The sequence below is a fragment of the Mucilaginibacter sp. genome (genome assembly GCF_025362475.1).
In the GTDB taxonomy this organism is placed as follows: Bacteria; Bacteroidota; Bacteroidia; order Sphingobacteriales; family Sphingobacteriaceae; genus Mucilaginibacter.
In genome coordinates this window covers 198,754-218,482 of record NZ_JANYGH010000058.1, presented here as the reverse complement: position 1 = coordinate 218,482, position 19,729 = coordinate 198,754, and the positions used below count along the sequence as shown (strand labels likewise).

General features: G+C 41.6%; 17 protein-coding genes. 6 read left to right on the top strand and 11 right to left on the bottom strand.

Annotated elements, in window-relative coordinates; translation table 11 throughout:
* Positions 1 to 27: 27 nt before the first annotated feature.
* Together Q0R88_RS19570 and Q0R88_RS19565 are read right to left on the bottom strand one after the other, a co-directional pair.
* Positions 28 to 1,932 carry an Nramp family divalent metal transporter gene (locus Q0R88_RS19570; protein ID WP_295719409.1) on the bottom strand — a complete coding sequence of 635 codons (1,905 nt, stop codon included), beginning with the start codon at positions 1,930 to 1,932 and terminating at the stop codon, positions 28 to 30.
* Complete coding sequence (locus Q0R88_RS19565) at positions 1,929 to 2,582, bottom strand: metal-dependent transcriptional regulator (RefSeq protein WP_295719407.1); 654 nt, start codon at positions 2,580 to 2,582, stop codon at positions 1,929 to 1,931. The genes Q0R88_RS19570 and Q0R88_RS19565 overlap by 4 nt, the downstream gene beginning before the upstream one ends.
* A gap of 129 nt (positions 2,583 to 2,711) precedes the next feature.
* On the opposite strand from Q0R88_RS19565, the gene Q0R88_RS19560 reads away from it, so the two are divergent.
* Positions 2,712 to 3,182: an Lrp/AsnC family transcriptional regulator gene (locus Q0R88_RS19560; RefSeq protein ID WP_295719405.1), complete on the top strand. Its 471-nt coding sequence runs from the start codon at positions 2,712 to 2,714 to the stop codon at positions 3,180 to 3,182.
* Positions 3,183 to 3,327: 145 nt separating this feature from the next.
* Here Q0R88_RS19560 and ung read toward each other — a convergent pair whose 3' ends face one another.
* On the bottom strand, positions 3,328 to 4,005 hold the full coding sequence (gene ung / locus Q0R88_RS19555) for a uracil-DNA glycosylase (protein WP_295719403.1): 678 nt from the start codon (positions 4,003 to 4,005) through the stop codon (positions 3,328 to 3,330).
* A 72-nt stretch (positions 4,006 to 4,077) separates the two neighbouring features.
* Here ung and Q0R88_RS19550 point away from each other — a divergent pair, with 72 nt between their 5' ends.
* On the top strand, positions 4,078 to 4,626 hold the full coding sequence (locus Q0R88_RS19550) for a DUF2892 domain-containing protein (protein ID WP_295719402.1): 549 nt from the start codon (positions 4,078 to 4,080) through the stop codon (positions 4,624 to 4,626).
* A gap of 87 nt (positions 4,627 to 4,713) precedes the next feature.
* Here the strand turns inward: Q0R88_RS19550 and Q0R88_RS19545 are convergent, their stop codons facing one another.
* The gene (locus Q0R88_RS19545) at positions 4,714 to 4,935 is read right to left on the bottom strand and encodes a hypothetical protein (RefSeq protein WP_295719400.1); all 222 of its coding nucleotides are present in this window, start codon (positions 4,933 to 4,935) and stop codon (positions 4,714 to 4,716) included.
* 228 nt (positions 4,936 to 5,163) lie between these two features.
* Positions 5,164 to 6,885 (bottom strand): lysine--tRNA ligase, encoded by a 1,722-nt coding sequence (gene lysS / locus Q0R88_RS19540; protein ID WP_295719398.1) that lies wholly within the window; start codon positions 6,883 to 6,885, stop codon positions 5,164 to 5,166.
* A 228-nt stretch (positions 6,886 to 7,113) separates the two neighbouring features.
* Here lysS and Q0R88_RS19535 point away from each other — a divergent pair, with 228 nt between their 5' ends.
* Positions 7,114 to 8,007, top strand: coding sequence for an SMP-30/gluconolactonase/LRE family protein (locus Q0R88_RS19535; RefSeq protein ID WP_295719397.1), 894 nt, complete (start codon positions 7,114 to 7,116; stop codon positions 8,005 to 8,007).
* On the opposite strand, the gene Q0R88_RS19530 is transcribed toward Q0R88_RS19535, so the two are convergent.
* The 3 genes from Q0R88_RS19530 to Q0R88_RS19520 all read right to left on the bottom strand — a co-directional run bounded on the left by Q0R88_RS19530 (position 8,004) and on the right by Q0R88_RS19520 (position 9,833).
* On the bottom strand, positions 8,004 to 8,327 hold the full coding sequence (locus tag Q0R88_RS19530) for a hypothetical protein (RefSeq protein ID WP_295719394.1): 324 nt from the start codon (positions 8,325 to 8,327) through the stop codon (positions 8,004 to 8,006). The genes Q0R88_RS19535 and Q0R88_RS19530 overlap by 4 nt on opposite strands.
* Before the next feature lie 512 nt (positions 8,328 to 8,839).
* Complete coding sequence (locus tag Q0R88_RS19525) at positions 8,840 to 9,223, bottom strand: hypothetical protein (protein WP_295719392.1); 384 nt, start codon at positions 9,221 to 9,223, stop codon at positions 8,840 to 8,842.
* A gap of 58 nt (positions 9,224 to 9,281) precedes the next feature.
* Complete coding sequence (locus tag Q0R88_RS19520) at positions 9,282 to 9,833, bottom strand: dihydrofolate reductase family protein (protein ID WP_295719389.1); 552 nt, start codon at positions 9,831 to 9,833, stop codon at positions 9,282 to 9,284.
* A gap of 208 nt (positions 9,834 to 10,041) precedes the next feature.
* Between Q0R88_RS19520 and ligD the strand changes: the two genes are divergently transcribed.
* Positions 10,042 to 12,756, top strand: a complete 2,715-nt coding sequence (gene ligD, locus Q0R88_RS19515; protein ID WP_295719817.1) for a DNA ligase D — start codon at positions 10,042 to 10,044, stop codon at positions 12,754 to 12,756.
* A gap of 141 nt (positions 12,757 to 12,897) precedes the next feature.
* Here ligD and Q0R88_RS19510 read toward each other — a convergent pair whose 3' ends face one another.
* Positions 12,898 to 14,223, bottom strand: coding sequence for a HAMP domain-containing sensor histidine kinase (locus tag Q0R88_RS19510; protein WP_295719386.1), 1,326 nt, complete (start codon positions 14,221 to 14,223; stop codon positions 12,898 to 12,900).
* 155 nt (positions 14,224 to 14,378) lie between these two features.
* Here Q0R88_RS19510 and clpB point away from each other — a divergent pair, with 155 nt between their 5' ends.
* Positions 14,379 to 16,997, top strand: a complete 2,619-nt coding sequence (gene clpB / locus Q0R88_RS19505) for an ATP-dependent chaperone ClpB (RefSeq protein WP_295719383.1) — start codon at positions 14,379 to 14,381, stop codon at positions 16,995 to 16,997.
* Positions 16,998 to 17,058: 61 nt separating this feature from the next.
* On the opposite strand, the gene Q0R88_RS19500 is transcribed toward clpB, so the two are convergent.
* Together Q0R88_RS19500 and Q0R88_RS19495 are read right to left on the bottom strand one after the other, a co-directional pair.
* On the bottom strand, positions 17,059 to 17,250 hold the full coding sequence (locus Q0R88_RS19500; RefSeq protein WP_295719381.1) for a hypothetical protein: 192 nt from the start codon (positions 17,248 to 17,250) through the stop codon (positions 17,059 to 17,061).
* Between the two features lie 93 nt (positions 17,251 to 17,343).
* Complete coding sequence (locus Q0R88_RS19495) at positions 17,344 to 17,727, bottom strand: hypothetical protein (protein WP_295719378.1); 384 nt, start codon at positions 17,725 to 17,727, stop codon at positions 17,344 to 17,346.
* A 243-nt stretch (positions 17,728 to 17,970) separates the two neighbouring features.
* On the opposite strand from Q0R88_RS19495, the gene Q0R88_RS19490 reads away from it, so the two are divergent.
* Positions 17,971 to 19,584 carry a hypothetical protein gene (locus tag Q0R88_RS19490; protein WP_295719376.1) on the top strand — a complete coding sequence of 538 codons (1,614 nt, stop codon included), beginning with the start codon at positions 17,971 to 17,973 and terminating at the stop codon, positions 19,582 to 19,584.
* The last annotated feature ends 145 nt before the right edge of the window (positions 19,585 to 19,729 follow it).

Below are 19,729 nucleotides of genomic sequence, written 5' to 3'. Positions count from 1 at the left end.
GCATGACCTCCGCTTTTTAACTTTGGACTATTGCGGTTTCACTATCAGTACAGGAACATTCACCTTGTGCCGCACCGAATTAACGGTTGTGCCAAATATAAGGTCCTTAATAGCTTTGTGCCCGTGCGAGCCCATCACTATAAAATCTATCCCGTCTTTATTCACTATGTCGGCAATGGCACTGGCTGGGTTGCCGTAACCAATTTCCGCTTTGGCTTTATAGCCAAGCTTTTTCATTACTTCAACGTATTTATCTAAATTATCAACGTCGCTTTGGGTTTCGTTATCCATCACTTGCCCACCATAATAGCGTGCGCCGGCGGTTTCAACAACGTGGATGAGTGTATAATGCGCGTGTTTGCCGCCCTGCATAATGGCATGGCGAAGGCAATCGCTATCATTCTTTGAAAAATCAATGGTAATTGCTAAGTGCTTATACGTGATGGCATCCAGCTCATTAATGGCGGTTGCAATACCATGCGGAACAACATAGGCAACCTGGGTAGTATGTTTATAAAGCAGCGGCCTCAGGAAAACATATATAAGTAACACAAAAATGCCAAGTACTATGGGTACCACAAAAATATAGATGTATATATCCGATTGCTTGTTTTCCTTTAACCAATCGCCAATTTGATCATATACCAATTTAGCATTAAGTCCTACTATCAATATAGCGCTGGCCCAGGCCACTATTTTTACTTTAAGACTGATGGCAAAATTTCCCATCCTTTTTTTATCAGATGTAAAATGAATAAGCGGAATCACCGCGAAGCCCAATTGAAGACTTAGCACCACCTGACTTAATATAATGAGGCTGCCTAATGCATCTTCGCCATAATAAAGTATAGTAAACACGGCGGGCACAATGGCCAGCACACGGGTAAGTAAACGCCTTAACCATGGCTCAATACGCAGGTTAATGTGACCTTCCATGATGATTTGCCCGGCCAGGGTACCCGTAATTGTGGAGCTTTGGCCGGACGCTATTAGCGCAATGGCGAAAAGCACCGGGGCAATTCGTCCAAAAATGTGTTCCAGGAGTTTATAAGCATCCTGGATCTCGGCAACCTGAAAATAACCGTTTTTGAAAAACGCGGTTGCAGCAAGGATGAGTATAGCAGCATTTACAAAAAAAGCAAGGTTAAGTGCAATTACTGTATCAAACAGGTTAAACCGGATGGCCCATTTCATACCTTCATCTGTACGGGTTATCTTGCGGGTTTGTACCAGCGATGAATGCAGGTAAAGGTTATGCGGCATTACGGTGGCCCCAATTATACCAATAGCTATATACAGCATTTGCCGGCTGATAGCATCGTTTTTAAACAGGTTGGATGGGATAAAACCTTTCGCTATATCTACTACATCGGGCGATACTATAAACATCTCTACCAAAAACGATATGCCGATGATGAAAATCATCGATATTATAAAGCCTTCGAGTTTCCGCATACCCTTGTTCATGAGGTAAAGCATCAGCACGGTATCGGTTATGGTGAGGGACACGCCCCAGATGAGCGGCAGGTTAAATAATAATTTTAAACCGATAGCCATACCGATGATCTCGGCCAGGTCACAGGCGATAATGGCTATCTGGGCCAGCATATACAGGCAAAAGTTTGCAAAGCGCGGGTAGGCACGCTTAGAGGCCTGTGCAAGATCGAGCCCGCGCACAATACCCAGCCTTGCAGCCAATGATTGCAGCAGCAGGGCAATAAGGTTTGATGCAAACAGTACCCAAATAAGCTTGTAGCCGAAGGCACTGCCGCCGGCAATATCTGTGGCCCAGTTACCAGGGTCCATATAACCTACGCTAACCAGGTACGCCGGGCCCAAAAAGGCCATGATTCTGCGCCAACCGGTTTTATTTTCGGGGTTAACTGAGCTATGTACGTTACCTAATGAAGGGTTATGTTCGTTTGTATTCATAAGGATATCAGTAAATTATTGGCAACCTCGCGGCTGATGTATATTTCTTTATCGGTTTCGGTTTTTAAGGCCACGGAGTGGTCGTATTCAATAATATCGGTTATTGTCACTTTTTTGCCAATGGTTAGTTGCTGTTTTTCGAGATACTGCAAAAAAGGAGATGAGTGATCGCGTACGCCCGAGATAACGCCGCATTGGTTAATTGCTAAAGCCGAGACAGGTTTTAACTCCACTGATTTAAAATTGCCGTTACAATCAGGTATCGGGTCGCCGTGGGGGTCATGTTTGGGATGGCCCATAAATTCGTCAAGCCTGTCAATCAGTTCCTCTGATGAAATGTGTTCCATTTCTTCGGCCATTTCATGCACCTGATCCCATTTAAAATTAAGTTTTTCAACCAAAAAGTATTCCCAAAGGCGATGCTTGCGGATAATGCCTATTGCAATCTTCTCGCCAGCATCTGTAAGGCTTACGCCCTGGTAACGCGTGTAGTTAATTAAAGCCTTATCAGCCAGCTTTTTCAGCATATCTGTAACCGAAGAAGCCCTGGTATTTAAGGAAGCTGCAATTTGATTGGTGCTCACTACGCCGGCATCAATTGCCAGGTGATAAATGCACTTTAAATAGTTCTCCTCGGCTAATGTGTTCATTTATACAAATCTAATAAAAAATTTAGACTTATCTAAAATATGAAGTGTTAGGAAATATATTTTTGTTTTACGCGTTTTAAGTGAAATTTAATTTCGTGAAATGCGGAAAATATTATATTTGCAAGTACTATGGCTGCTGAATTAGATAAAATAGACCTACAGATACTCAAGATTTTACAGGAAAACGGAAGAATAACCAACCTTCAACTATCAAACGAAATAGGGCTTTCACCGGCACCAACGCTTGAGCGTGTGCGTAAATTGGAAAACGCGGCCTATATAAAAAGTTATCATGCGTTGGTGGATGAGGAGAAACTGGGCCTGGGCATAAAAACCTTTATCCAGATTTCGCTTGATTTTCATCAAAAAAATACCATCCAAACCTTTTTGGATGAAATAAAAACTATCAAAGAAGTTACCGAGTGTCATCACGTAACCGGCCAGTGCGATTTTTTACTTAAGGTTTATGTTCGCGACATTAAATCATACGAGCAACTGATCATGGAAAAAATAAGCCGCATCACCGTGGTAAAAACATTCCAGACGATGATGATCATGTCGACCAGTAAAAAAGAGCCGATTGTACCGTTAGAGTATTAGGTAAGATAGAATCAAGAAATTAGAGTCAGGAATTAAGAGAAATCCATCTTGTTTTGACTTTGGGTCAAAGCGCGAAAGATCAAAATCTTTCGCGCTTTGTTTTTGAAGGTGTCTTGATTCTTGACTCTAATTTCTTAACTCTTTTTTAACTTATTTGCCAATCTATCTCTGCCTTGCCTTCTTTTCTTAATATTTCATTGGTTTTTGAAAATGGTTTACTGCCAAAAAAGCCTCTTTCGGCAGAGAAGGGGGATGGATGGGCCGACCGGATGATGAAATGTTTTTTCTCGTCTATCAAGACGGCTTTTGACTGGGCAAAGTTACCCCATAGTATAAATACAATTCCTTCCTTTTTATCAGATATGGTTTTAATCACCTCATCTGTAAACTCTTCCCATCCCTTTTTTTGATGTGAGGCCGAATCGCCGGCTCTTACCGTGAGTGTTGAATTTAATAATAGTATGCCTTGTTTGGCCCATTCTTCCAGGTTGCCATGGGCTGGGGTTTTAAAACCGGGAATATCGGCCTCCAGCTCTTTATAGATGTTTTTAAGCGACCGCGGTATCGCAATGTCCTTTTGTACTGAGAACGAGAGGCCATGCGCCTGGTGAGCGCCAGGATAGGGATCCTGCCCTAATATCACCACTTTCACATCCTCAAAGTGCGTGGTGTTAAAAGCGTTGAAGATATCAGCGCTTTTGGGGTATACTACCTGCCCGCTTTCTTTCTCCTGCTGTAAAAAATGTTTCAGTTTTACCATGTACGGTTTGCCAAATTCTTCCTCTAATACTGCAAGCCATGATGGGTGTAATGCATTCGCCATAAATATTTATATAGATGTTGGTTTAGCGTGCAAATAAACAGATATTTGCAGTTAATATATGTATCACAAATTATGTCAAATATAGTTCGTTTAATTGTAGCGTGTGTATTCTTCGGAGCAGCGGTTGCGCTTTGTGCTTTTAGCTTTTGGGGCTGGGGCATCCTGGTATTGTTGTTTGGCGGTATCATACTGCTAAGCTTCTTTTTTAATGAGAATATGATCATATCGCAGTATTTTCTGCGTAAAGAGAATTCGGCTAAAGCCGAAGCGTGGTTATTGAAGATAACCGATTACGAAAAGCAATTACACAAAAATCAGCATGGTTATTATAATCTGTTGATCGGTTTAATCGAATCGCGCAAAGCGCCGATGAAATCTGAAAAATATTTCAAGAAATCATTACAGCTGGGCATGAAAATGTCGCACAATATAGCTTTGGCTAAATTGAGCCTGGCAGGTATCTCCATGGCAAAACGGAATAAACGTGAAGCGCAAATGTACCTGTCCGAAGCATCAAAAGATGATAAGAATAAATTACTTACCGATCAGATAAAGATGATGAAAGGCCAGTTGGCACAGATGGATAAGCAGGTAGTAAGAGGCGGATATCGCCAGTTCTAAGAAAAGAACTACAGGCTTATTGAGGAAAGATACCGGGATAAGGATAAAAGAACAAAAAAATAAAAGGGACCCAAAAATGGGTCCCTTTTATTTTTCGTCAATAGCGCTAAAATAATCAGCAGTGGCCGAATGATTTTGGTAGGGGTGTACTACCACATGGTCGCTATAGGTGTAATCGTTTTCTTCGGTTGGGTTTGACACTTCAACCATTTTCAATAAACTCCTGATAAACGACAGGTTAAAATTGCTCCTGTTCAGCTTTATCAAGTATTCATTTTCGGTAATCTCCAGAATTGAATTCGTCATCATTTTTGTAATTATTGTTTATTACAAGTATAACCATCATTATTAAACCCAAAGTAGTATTTGCTTTAAGCTTTCATTAACAAATTGTTACCGATGATGCAGGGTATTTGCGTTGATTACGCTATGAATTGTCTGAACCGGAATTTATCGAATTAAAGAATTAACAGAATGAATAACTTCAATTCGATAAATTCCTTAATTCGATAAATTCCGGTTTCAGATGAATTTTTCTTACTCAAACCAAGCCATCACCACTTCTTTAGCAGGCATGGTAATATCAAGTTTTAATTTTTTGCGCATTCCGCCCAGGTCATTAAATACTTTATTGGGATTGCCGGCTTTTAGTTCTTCAACGGTGTTAAAGCCCATTTTATTTAGTACAGGCACCCATTCTGCAGGTACACCTGCATTAATGAAGTCATCTGCGGTAGCAACCCTGGCTTTTTTCTCGGGGCGCATCTGCGGGAAAAACAATACTTCCTGTATAGTGCTTTGATTGGTCATCAGCATCACCAGGCGATCGATACCGATACCCAAGCCCGACGTTGGTGGCATACCGTATTCCAGTGCGCGTAAAAAGTCATCGTCCATCGCCATAGCTTCATCATCGCCACGGCCGGCCAGTACCAGCTGCTCCTCTAAACGCTCACGCTGATCAATAGGGTCATTTAATTCTGAGTACGCGTTAGCTATCTCCTTGCCATTTACAAACAGCTCAAAACGCTCAACCAAGCCATCTTTTGTACGATGTTTTTTGGCCAGCGGGGTCATTTCTATAGGGTAGTCAGTAATATATGTTGGCTGGATAAGGTTATGCTCCACCTTAGCGCTAAAGATCTCATCAATCAGTTTTCCTTTACCCATGGTTGGGTTAACCTCTATTTTAAGTTCGGCACAGGTTTCACGCAATGCCGCCTCATCCATAGCAGATACATCAATACCTGTGTATTTCAGGATGGAATCATACATAGATAGTTTTTCGTATGGGCCTGCAAAGTTGATCTCGTTATTACCTACCTGTACAACCGGGATACCATGAACCGCTTTGGCAACAGTTTCCAGGCATTCCTCAACCATAGCCATCATCCAGATATAATCTTTATAGGCCACATAAATTTCCATGGCAGTAAATTCCGGGTTGTGGGTGCGGTCCATACCCTCGTTACGGAACATTTTACCAAACTCATATACACCATCAAAACCGGCAACAATTAAGCGTTTAAGGTAAAGCTCATTGGCTATGCGTAAAAACAGCGGCATATCCAGCGTGTTATGATGCGTAGCAAACGGACGGGCCGCTGCGCCACCATGCACCGGCTGCAATATTGGGGTTTCCACTTCCATCCAGCCCTGCGCGTTAAAATAGTTACGCATGCTGCTGATAACTTTGGAGCGGTTGACGAAAATTTGTTTGTATGCCGGGTTAACCGTCAAATCCACATAACGCTGGCGATAACGCATTTCGGGATCGGTAAATGCATCATATATATTCCCTTCATCATCCCGCCTTACAACAGGTAGGGGTTTCAAGGATTTTGAAAGTACGATCAGCTCACGTACGTGAACAGAAATTTCGCCGGTTTGAGTTAAAAAAACGTAGCCTTTTACACCTACGTAATCACCCAGATCAAGCAATTTTTTAAATACGGTATTGTATAAAGTTTTATCTTCATCAGGGCAAATATCATCGCGTTTCAGGTAGATCTGGATCCGCCCGGTTGAATCCTGGATCTCGGCAAATGATGCACTACCCATGATGCGGCGCGTCATGATACGGCCGGCGATAACTACATTTTGGTAGGCCTCGGGTTTATTTGCAAAATTATCGGTAATATCCTGTGCCCAGGCGTTAACATCAAAAGCTTCGGCAGGGTATGGGTTAATGCCCAGTGCCCTTAATTGTTTTAAAGATTCGCGGCGAATAATTTCCTGTTCGGATAGTGCAATACTCATGTTTTGAACGGTATTTTAATAAAGGTGCAAAAATAGCGTTTTTAATGAGTTGTAGGCTGTAGAGATGCAATATTTTGCGTCTTCGTCTGTTCAGCGGAAATTTGCGTGATGGTATTTGTATGCTGAGACACAAAATATTGCGTATTTATATGGAGGGGGAGTATTTAGCCGGGCTGTTTGTATTCCCCAAAAAACAACTTACATTAGCTCTCCAATTTATGCCTAACCATGAAAAAACTTTCTTTGATCTTATTATGCCTGATAGCAGCAACCTTTAAAGTATTTAGCCAGGATGCGGCCACCTTATATGGTGCTGCAACCAAGCCGGTATTGGTATCTAAACAATTTCTGTTTACAGAGGGGCCGGCAGTTAATAAAAAAGGTGATGTTTTTTTTACCGATCAGCCTAATGATAAAATCTGGAAGTACGATACCGACGGAAAGCTATCTGTTTTTTTAGATAGCGCAGGCCGCAGTAACGGGATGTATTTTGATAGGAAAGGCAACCTCATTAGCTGTGCCGATGCGAAGAACCAGCTTTGGTCTATCAGCCCAAAAGGAAAAATTGAAATTTTGTTGAAAGATTATAAGGGCCTGCAATTTAATGGCCCTAACGATGTTTGGGTACGCCCGGATGGTGGTTTATACATTACAGATCCATATTACCAACGCGATTATTGGACCCGTAAAAAATCTGATCTTGATGGTCAAAAATTATATTACCTGCCCAAAGGGAAACATGAAGCTGTTATTGTTGACGATAAATTGAAACAACCCAATGGTATTGTAGGTACTGCCGATGGCAAATATTTGTACGTGGCCGATATTGGCGACAACAAAACTTACCGTTATGATATCAATAAAGATGGATCATTAACCAACAGGACCCTTTTTACAGCCCAAGGATCTGATGGGATGACGATAGACGAAAAAGGAGATGTTTACCTTACAGGAAAAGGTGTAACCATATTTAATGCCAAGGGCGAAAAAGTTGCCCATATAGATATAGATGAACCCTGGACAGCCAATATCTGCTTTGGTGGTAAAAACAAGGATATGCTTTTTATTACCGCATCTAAGGCGGTTTATACTCTTCAAATGAAAGTTAAAGGGGTAGACTAAGTTTTTTGCTGCAGGTAATTTGCTATTTGTTTTTGCTCATTGCGGGTTAACAGATCGCCCTCGTATTGCCATTGTTGATGGTCGGCCTGCCCAAAAGTGAGGGTGCCTAAATAGTCGGGATTGTTTTTATCGGCCAGGTTGGATTGCCCTTCGTCTATTTCCAAAGTTTCGGTAAATAATGCCGATTCATTATCGATGCTTGTTTTATATATTTTGTAAATTCCTTTATCGCTTAAATCGTGTTTTAAAACCGGTTCAATAATAATGTTCCGTAAGCTGCCATCAGCGTGTTTCAAAGCTAAATAAACCGGATTTTTCATAAAGTATTATTTTCATGATAATACAATGTGCTGGCGGCTTTGTTTGTGAAAAATTGTATTCTGCCTGGCTCGCGGTGTTTTGTAAAAACCTATAGAAACAAGAAGCGCCCTCTGATGGGCAGGGGCGCGTTCTAACCAATTATAAACCTAAATTATGAGAAGAGCTGTAAGGGAGGTCTCGAACCATCTGGTGCTGCCGTTCAGCGCCTTACATTTATTACACTACAAATATACAACACATCTTTTATTTTGCAAATGTTTTAAGTTAAATTATCAAATATTAACAATTTGATAATTTAAAAAGTATTTATATGCGATATTGGTAAATAAATAAATGTTGTTATAACATGTTATATGCCTGTATATCAATATATTTATGCAAGGCAAAAATGATACCAATAAAGTTTGTAAAATTGAAAATCCTGCAAACTTTATAAAAAATATTACAAAGTTTACAGGATTTGATATGCCTTATTTGCGGCTATTTAACAGGAAAACTAATTAACCTGGTACTAATTGGCCGGTTCAGCTTTTTTCTTGGCCGCTTTTTTTTCTTTTTTAGCTGTTATTAAGGCATCATACTTAGTTTTCTGCTCGGGAGTAAGTATCGCTTTTAATTTGGCATCAGCCTTATCGCGGATCAGCTTATGCGCGTATTTTTGCTCTTTTTTATCATTGGTTGTTTTAAGCGCTTTTAAGCTATCAAGGCTTTTATCCTGTTCCAGCAACACAGCGTTTGCCTTTGTAATCTGGCTATTGGTTAGGCTTAGTTGTTTGGTTAACTCCTTGGTTTGTTTTGCGGCTTTTAATGCAGGAGTTATGGGAGTTTTGTTTTGCGCATTTGCAAACAGGCCTAAACCGGCTAAAAGCATAATTGTAAATAGTAACTTTTTCATGTTTTATGATTTTGTGCTGGTATGACTTGGGCTTTAACGATTGGTTTAATGCACTAATCTACAACAATTGATAAGAAAGCATTACAGCCCCGCTTTTAAAAGTTTTGGTATCCCTTAGCTTCAGGTTGAGCTGTTTACTTAAGCCGCCGAATATCGGTATGCCGGCGCCCAGCGCTACCGGGTCAACCATAAGCTGGATGCCATCCAACAAGCCCTCATTAGTCAGTTGGGTAATGATACTGCCGCTGCCCAATATGGTCATGTCATGGCCGGGTGTTTGTTTCAGTTTTTTTACCTCGGCAACCATATTATTGATAACCGTGGTGTTTTGCCAGTCTGCCTTTTTTAAGGTTTTCGAAAAAACAATTTTTTCGGCCTCGTTCATTCCTTTGGCAACTCCGGGCATGCTTTCCATAGCCATTGGCGAAGGCCAGAAACCGGCCATCATTTCATAGGTTATACGCCCGAAAAGTAAAATGTTACCGGCCTGCATATTATCTTCGGAAAACTTTGCGCCCTCTTCGCCGTGTATGTGCCATGCGGTGGAGTTGTTGGCATCTTTATAAAAACCATTCAAGGTTACAAAATTGAATGCGGTTAATTTTCTCATGATATTTAGATGTTTTAAAATTTGACTTTTACACCTATATCAAATGAAATAACAAATATTGGACAACGGGTTTTAAAGAATTGATCGTTTTTTGAAAATTATTGTAGTTTATCGATCATTTATAAAACATTTTCACAGAAGCCCGAAGCTTTGTTTTTCTAAAACTTTCCATCCAATGGCGATGTTATCCTACAAAACATCATTTACCATGAGCCTGGAAAAATATGTAGAAAAGCGGGATTTTAACAAAACCGCCGAACCAAAAGCGGGAAAAAGCAAGGACAAAAACAGCTTGACTTTTGTTATTCAAAAACATGACGCATCCCGGCTGCATTATGATTTCAGGCTGGAAATGGATGGCGTGCTCAAAAGCTGGGCGGTGCCCAAAGGTCCATCCACAGATCCTAAAACCAAGCGCCTGGCTATGATGGTAGAAGATCACCCTTATGATTACCGCACCTTTGAGGGCATCATTCCGGAGGGCGAATATGTCGGCGGTACTGTAATTGTGTGGGACGAGGGTACCTATGAGCCTATTGAAGAAATAAAAGGCAAAAAAGAACAGGAAAAGGCATTGTTAAAACAGCTTAAATCGGGTTCACTCAAAATAAAGCTACATGGCGAAAAACTGGAAGGGGAGTTTGCGCTGGTTAAAACCCATGGCATGGGCGATAATGCCTGGCTCTTGATTAAACACGATGATGATTTTGCATCTAAAAAAGATATCAACAGGGAAGACAAATCAGTGATATCCGGCAAAACTATCGAAAATATGGAGAAAACGGGTGAAAAGGTTTGGCAAGATGGGCACGAAGAGAAGCTTGGAAAAACTAAAAAAACTTTATCAAAAGAAAAAAAACCGGAACCGGTTGAACCCGAAGTAAGCATAGCTGAACCAGCGGATATAAATACTGCCGCCCTGTTGAAAAAAGCACCCAAAGCCAAAATTCCAACGGGGATAAAACCTATGTTGGCGACCTTGGTTGATGAGCCTTTTGATGACGCTGATTGGGTTTACGAGGTGAAATGGGATGGCTACCGCGCGCTTGCTTTTATCAATAAGGGCGAGGTGGAGCTATTGTCCCGCAATAACAAAACGTTTAACGAAAAATTTTACCCTATTTATAAACTGCTGCAGGATTGGAAGATTAATGCTGTGCTTGACGGCGAAATATTGGTTTTGAACGATAAAGGGATCTCCAACTTCGGCAACCTGCAAAACTGGCGCAGCGAGGCCGATGGCGAACTGATTTACTATGTGTTCGATATTCTTTGGTACGATAGTAAAAGCCTCATGGATATCCCCCTTACCGGGCGCCAGGCTATTTTAAAAGATGTTTTACCTGCTGATGATGATCGCATCCGCGTAAGCAAAGTATTTAATGCCAGCGGTACTGAATTTTTTAAGGCCGCCGAGAGAATGGGCCTGGAGGGTATTATAGCCAAAAAAGCCAGCGGTACTTACTCGGCAAATATCAGATCGAAAGAATGGCTTAAAATCAAGGTGCACAAACGGCAGGAAGTTGTAATTGCGGGTTTTACCAAAAATGAAGATACTTCAAAACAGTTCAGCTCTTTATTGTTGGGTGTTTATGAAGACAAAGCTCTTCAATATGTGGGTAAAGTTGGTACAGGATTTTCTGATAAAGTACAAAAGGAAATGATGGAACAGTTTAAGCCGCTTATTACTGATAAAAGTCCGTTTGATTTGATACCCGATGTAAACAAGCCTTCACGTTTCAGGCCAAATCCACCCAAAGCAAAAGCTACATGGCTTAAACCCGAGCTGGTTTGTGAGGTGGCATTTGCCGAAGTTACGAGTGATGGAGTTTTCAGGCATCCATCTTTCCAGGGTATGCGGATCGACAAAAAAGCAAAAGATGTGGTACGAGAGATAGCCGAACATACCAAAGCAGCTGTTGAGGACGTACCAGATGCACAAAAAGATGTACATGCAACAGCAATTAAGCCGCCAAAGGGTAAGGAAAGAAAAACCTTGCTAAACCCAACCGACGAAACGCAGGTGCGCAAAATTTGCGGTCACGATTTGAAGTTTACCAACCTGAGCAAGGTTTATTGGCCCGAAGATAACGTAACAAAGCGCGACATGTTTAATTATTATTACCAGGTTGCTGAGTATATTTTACCCTACCTTAAAGATCGGCCTATGTCACTTAACCGCTTTCCCGGCGGAATCCATGGGCCAAGCTTTTACCAAAAGGATGTAAAAGACAAAGCGCCTGATTGGGCTAAAACTTTCCCCTACACCAACGGCGAGGGTGAGCATAAAGAATATTTAGTTGGCACGGATGAGGCCAGCTTGTTATGGATGGCTTCACTGGGTTGCATAGAAATGAATCCCTGGTTCAGTCGTGTGCAATCGCCGGATAACCCGGATTACTGTGTGATAGACCTGGACCCTGACAAAAATACTTTTGACCAGGTAATAGAAGCCGCGCTTGAGGTAAAAAAGGTTTTGGATGCTATTGATGTGCCTTCTTACTGCAAAACTTCCGGCTCCACCGGGATGCATATTTATATACCAATGAATGCAGCATATAGTTATGACCAAACACAAATGTTTGCCCGTATCATTGTAGATATTGTGCACAAACAAATTCCTGATTTTACCAGCCTGGAACGCATGGTAGCCAAACGTAAGGGGAAAATGTACCTGGATTTTTTACAAAATCGCCCCGGTGCAACTATTGCCGGTCCGTACTCGCTGCGGCCAAAGGTAGGCGCCACAGTATCAATGCCACTGCATTGGGATGAAGTTAAACCCGGCCTTACCATGAAGCATTTTACTATTTTTAACTCTATCGACAGGCTAAAAACTGAAGGTGACCTTTTTAAAGGCGTTTTAGGTAAAGCCATTGATTTGGAGAAAGCTATTAAAAAGGCGCAGGGGGTGTTTAGTTAGCAGTTCGCAGTTCGCAGTTGGTAGTTTGCAATTAGCAATTATCCCTTATGTCATTGCGAGCGCAGCGCGGCAATCGCGAACGTTACATAGTGATCTGGACATTTACTATGACAAGTTTGTTGCTGAGCCCTGCAGTTAATATTATCCCGCAGGCAGTTTAACCACAAAAATAGAGCCCTTGCCTTCATTGCTTTCAACATTGATAGTGCCATTATGGCTTTCAACTATCTGCCGAACGATGCTAAGGCCCAAACCGGTTGATTTTTCGCCCCTGGTACCGGTACGGCCGGCTTTTGTAAAACGGGTAAATATTTCGGGTAAAATAGCTTCGGGGATACCCATGCCGTAATCTTGCACCTCAATCACTATTTCGTTAGCAATTTTGCTAAGCCTGATGTCAATGCGTTCATTATCCTTTGAAAATTTAACAGCATTGCTTACCAGGTTATCAATAACCCTGTAGAATTTTTCTTTGTTAATCAGTGCGTAAACGGGGTTTACACTACTCGTGAATAATACATCGGCCTTTAACTGGGTTTTCCAGCTTTGTACCGCTGTTTTAAGTAGCTGGTTCAGTTCGGTTCTTTCAGTAACCATCACATTGTTGTTATCATTGCGGGCGGCCTCCAGTAAATCATCAATTATTGACCGGGCTTTTGCACATGAGGCTTTTACCATTTCCAGGTTGTCGCGGGTATCTTCATTTATCTCATCCAATTCCATTATCATGGCAATGGATTCAACGGCTGCTATTGGGTTACGCAGGTCATGAGCTACCATGCCCAGTACCTGGTTTTTAAACCCATTTGCTTTTTCAATCTGCTCGTTTTTTTCTTTAATTTGAATAACCTGGTTAAAACTATTGCCTTTAAAAGTGAAAAAGTACCGCGATGTTAAATAAAAGGCCGATAGCAGTATTAATGATGTAAGCTGGTTATAAAGCATTTGGGTTGGCGATGTTTGGCTATATAACAGCAATGCCGTAAAAAACAATTCAATAACAATAATTAATATAATGGTTTCATAGTACTCAAATACGCAAATGGCGCTAATAAGGCATAAAGCAATCAGGTAAAGGATAAGGGCGTCGCCTGGATCAGATGTGGCAATAAAACTGGAATACATGCCACATGTAATAATGTATAGTGAAAATAAAAACACAACAAACGCCATTAACTGGGTGCCTTTTTTACGCTTTTTATAATCGGCAATAAGCACGTTGCTAATTATCAGAAAAATAGGAGTGATGCATATAAATACCCAGTTGCTTGTATTAAATTCAGGAAAATTTTGAGCCTTGGTAAGGCTTGCCGGGAATGCAAGGTATACTGCCCTTATGATTACGTTAAGTAATAAAAAAATGATGCTGGCTGCCCTTATGGCAACTAAATTTTGATAGGTGTAAAAATCCCTGTATAATGCCCGGTACTTTACAGGCAGGCTATTAAAAAAGAAATGAGTATTCAAAATTGAACTTATTAGGGCTCATCAAAAATATCAAAAATTACTAAGAATCATGCGGGTGGTGTCAAAATGGCGTTTTAATTTATTCTTGCATGACTTTTTAACATGTATTAACAACTGGCAAGGGATTTGACTGGATCTAACTAATATAAATCACTATGAATTTTAACAACTTTACAATAAAAGCCCAGGAAGCCGTTCAAAAGGCTTCGGAAATTGCCACTGGTAACCAGCAACAGGCAATTGAACCAGCGCACCTGTTAAAGGGTTTGTTGCTGGTTGATGAAAATGTTATATCGTATTTATTAAAAAAACTAAATGTTAACCTTAAACGCCTAAACGATACTTTAGATACGCAGATTGCGTCGTTCCCTAAAGTAAGCGGCAGCAATGGTTATTTATCTTCAGATAGCAATTCGGCCCTGCAAAAAGCACAGGGATATTTAAAGGAATTTAAAGATGAGTTTGTATCTGTTGAACATATATTATTAGGCTTACTGGCAGCAGGCGGCAAGGTAAGTACAGCCCTTAAAGATTTTGGGGTGAACGAAAGTGACCTTAAAAAAGCGATCATCAGCTTACGCGGTGATAGCAAGGTAACCGATCAAAACGCCGAAGCTACCTACAATGCCCTTAATAAATATGCCCGTAACCTAAATGAGTATGCCGAATCGGGCAAGCTTGATCCGGTTATTGGCCGGGATGAGGAGATTCGCAGGGTTATCCAGATCCTTTCGCGCCGTACCAAAAACAATCCGATACTGGTAGGCGAGCCTGGTGTTGGTAAAACCGCCATTGCCGAGGGTATAGCTTTCAGGATCATCAAGGGCGATGTGCCCGAGAGCCTGAAAACCAAGGTGGTTTACTCGCTTGATATGGGAGCGCTCATTGCAGGCGCCAAGTACAAAGGCGAGTTTGAAGAACGCTTGAAAGCAGTTATCAAAGAAGTAACACAAAGCGATGGAGAGATCATATTGTTTATTGACGAGATCCACACCCTTGTAGGTGCCGGTGGCGGCGAAGGTGCTATGGATGCCGCTAATATATTAAAACCTGCTTTGGCCCGTGGCGAATTAAGATCAATAGGCGCTACCACGCTTAATGAATACCAGAAATATTTAGAGAAAGATAAAGCTCTTGAACGCCGTTTTCAGAAAGTGATGGTTGAAGAGCCGGATACTGCCGATGCGATATCAATTTTAAGGGGTTTAAAGGAACGTTACGAAACACACCACAAGGTGCGGATAAAAGATGAGGCTATTATCGCAGCGGTTGAAATGTCGCAACGTTATATAGCTGATAGGTTTTTGCCCGATAAGGCTATTGACCTGATGGATGAGGCCGCATCAAAATTGCGCCTTGAAATGGATTCAGTGCCAGAGGTTGTGGATGAACTGGAACGCCGTATTATGCAGCTGGAAATTGAGCGTGAAGCAATTAAGCGTGAAAAGGACGACCGGAAGGTTGCCGATTTAAGCGAAGAGATTGCCAATCTATCGGCCCAGCGCGATTCATTACGAGCCAAATGGAAAGGTGAGAAAGATCTTGTTGACGGTATCAACACAAAAGTTGAACTGATAGAAAACTACAAACAGGAAGCTGAACAGGCGGAGCGTGCAGGCGACTATGGTAAAGTAGCCGAACTACGCTATGGTACCATTGTAGAGGCACAGGCCGAAGTTGAGAAGCTAAAAGCTGCCCTGCTGGAAAATCAGAGTGACAGCCGCATGCTGAAAGAAGAAGTTACTGCCGATGATATTGCCGGAGTAGTAAGCCGCTGGACAGGTATCCCGGTTAGTAAAATGATCCAGAGCGAACGTGAAAAACTGCTGAGCCTGGAAGATGAATTGCATAAACGAGTAGCAGGCCAACAGGAAGCGATTGAAGCTATAAGCGATGCTATACGCCGCAGCCGCGCAGGTTTGCAGGATAAACGCAGGCCAATTGGATCGTTCATATTTTTAGGTACAACCGGGGTGGGTAAAACCGAGCTGGCAAAGGCATTGGCCGAGTACCTGTTTAATGACGAAGGCGCATTGGTGCGGATAGATATGAGCGAATACCAGGAACGTCATGCTGTGTCAAGACTAATAGGAGCGCCTCCGGGCTATGTGGGTTATGATGAAGGCGGTCAGTTAACAGAGGCTGTGCGTCGTAAGCCATACAGTGTAGTGCTGCTTGATGAAATTGAAAAGGCACACCCGGATGTGTTTAATATCCTGTTGCAGGTGTTGGATGATGGCCGGCTGACCGATAATAAAGGCCGTGTGGTAAACTTTAAGAACACCATCATCATCATGACATCAAACATAGGATCAAACATTATCCAGGAAAACTTCCAGACTTTGGAGGATGAAAACCGTGATGAGCTGATTGCTAAAACAAAGAACGAATTATTTAGCCTGTTAAGGGCAACTATTCGTCCGGAGTTTTTGAACCGTATTGATGAGATCATCATGTTTACCCCGCTTAGTCGCGATGAGATTCATGATATTGTGAAACTGCAGTTTAATCATGTGAAAGAAACCCTGGCCGAAATGGGCGTTACCATGGAAGCTTCTGACGAAGCGCTTGACTGGCTGGGCCAGTTAGGTTACGATCCTCAGTTTGGTGCCCGTCCGCTAAAACGTGTCATCCAGAAAAAGATCCTCAACGAGTTATCGAAGCAGATCCTGGCTGGCAAGGTAGATAAGGATAGCACCATCAAGGTTGATGTGTTTGATAATAATTTTGTGTTTTTGAACATACCTAAGGTGGTTTCTGAACCTGTTAAATAATATTTAACTCCATCATATAATTAAAAGAGCGACCCGCCGGGCCGCTCTTTTTTTTTTGAACTTAAAAAACATCATCTTTTTCCTCCTCCTCCTTCTTCTTGTCAACCATCTCTACGGGGCTTTCAGTGTTATTAAAACGCTCTTCGTTTTTGGCAAGAATAGGGGCGGCCCCGGCTATGGAAATTCCGGTTACGGCCAATAATAAAAATACAGCAAGGCAAATAAGCCTCAATAGCTTTTTAAGCTTTTTCATGTAGCAGGCAATAAACATTTAGCTGGCTTTAAGGCACAGTTAAACCGTTAAATAAATTTTACTTAATTCAATAAATTGGGAATTGTGGGTTCGTTAACCTATCAGGCCTGCATCTGGATAGGAAACACGGGGAATGTTCATGAATTGATAATCAGGAGCGGACTTATAAGCTGAAAAAAGTTGCGCCAAATGATGGTATCTGCTTATGGTAAGCTTATTATGCAATAATACCCGTTGATAGTAATTATTGCTGAGTTGAATATTGAGTAGCCTGATCCTATAAAAAGAGCAGAACGCTCTTTTATAACTTATGCCATGTTTTAAGGCGACTGAATTAGCCGCCAGCACTTCTGTATTGGTAGTTGTGCTGCTTGGCAGATTACTGCTTACATAACCGGATACGGCGAAAAAACTGATCAATAAGGAAAATGCCAGTAAGCTCTGCCTTGCCTGTTTTTTCAAATTAGTAAACATCATGTTGCCATTTATCACGTGTAAATATAATCAATTACTGTTATTGAAATCTCATTGATTATATGGATTATCCGTTGCGGTACCAGGCAACTGATAAAATTTAATTCCAATTAATACTATTAACTAAAACGTCTATATTTAATAATAAGTTAATATATTGGCAATATATAGCCATGTATTTTTATTGAAGTTTGACATACAGTTAATAAACATAAACTTATACATAAAACACCCTAAAAAATCACTATGCTAAAATTTACAAATTCGAGGCTGCTTTTTGCTGCCTTAGCTTTTGCCGGAGCCCTAACCTCAGGATGTCAAAAAAATTCAAGTCAGCCCGTTCAAAATGCTGCCGATAACAAAGCTGTATCGGTAACAAAACTTAAAATTCAGACGGTATCACTTACGCAAGGGTTTGAGGTTGGTGCAACCAGTCCTAAAACGGCTTATGATGTGTCACCTACAGGCTCGGCCAGTGGCGATAACGTAACCTTATCCGGCAGCTCATGGAATATGTATGATGCGTTAATAGGCAACCTGGCCGGCGATCTAAAAGCTGGTTCATGGGCAGGCCGTATTCGTAACACCGGGAAAATTACCATGTTATTTGATGTTACTACTGGCATAAGTAGCGTTACTATAAAAAGTGGCACTTATGGCTCGGATGCGGCAAGCACATGGGGTTTATTTTATTCTGTTAACGGAGGCACCAGCTGGGCGCAGGCAGGTTCGACTATAACTACTACCACAACACTTACTACTTCAACGTTTACTATTAGTGGTGTAACTGGTACAGCACGGTTAGAGATTCGTAAATTAACCGGCGGTACCAACCGTATTGATATAGATGATGTCACCATAAATGATGGTGGCACAGGTGGTGGTGGCGGTACTGTACTTACAGGTAAAAAATTCCTGTTTGATGCAAGTCACCTTGAAAATGCAGGCAGCGCCGATTGGCAGATTGATGCCGATGGTACCGAAAATGTACCTATGTATACAGGTGGTACAACTGTTGAAACAAAAGCGCAGCGTATACCAACACCATCATACACAGGTATTACAGCTACTACTGCCGAAACCTATTGGAAAGGCGCTATTTCTTCATGGGCAGTTGAACTGGTAAAACGCGGTGAGCTGGTTGAGTCATTGCCAAGCGGATCAACAATTACCTACGGCACTGCAGGTGCACAGGATTTGAGTAATTATGATGTATTTGTAGTTGTTGAGCCCAACCGTTTATTTACAGCTGCCGAGAAAACAGCCCTAATGAACTTTGTTGCCAACGGTGGAGGCTTATTTATGATAGCCGATCATACCGCAGCTACAACTGCCGGTACTGATGCCAATGGCTATAACCCATCTGACAGGGACGGTGATGGTTACGATTCGCCACGCGTTTGGAACGATTTGATGACCAATAACGGTATCAATAACAGCAATCCTTTTGGTTTCAATATCAACTATGTTGATATCAGCGAAGGGCCGTCAACTAATGTTTATACAGGTACTAACACCAACGCGCAAATAGTATTAAATGGCGCGGCTGGCACAGCTTCAAAACTGGCTTTTTATAACGGATCAACCGCCACTTTATACCCTGCAGACAACTCAAGTGTACAGGGCTTATTTTGGCGTAACAGCGCTACTAATGGTGGTACAGCCAATGCCATGGCGCTTTTAGCAACATATGGCTCTGGTCGCGTTGTATTTATTGGTGATAGCTCACCGGCTGATGATGGTACAGGCGATACCAACGATAGTTTGTTTAATGGATGGTCTGGCGATGCGCCTTCTGGCTATACTTCGCACCCGGCTTTGCATTTAAATGCTTCGTTGTGGTTGGCTAAGGCGCAATAAATAGCCTTGCACCAGGTATTCTACTAAGAAAATGCTTTGAAAATAAAAACGTCCCGTTACTGTAGTATCGGGGCGTTTTTATTTGATTCAAAGAGTATGCAGTTAAACCGGTATTTTTTAATAATCAGTTTTAAATCGAAACAAG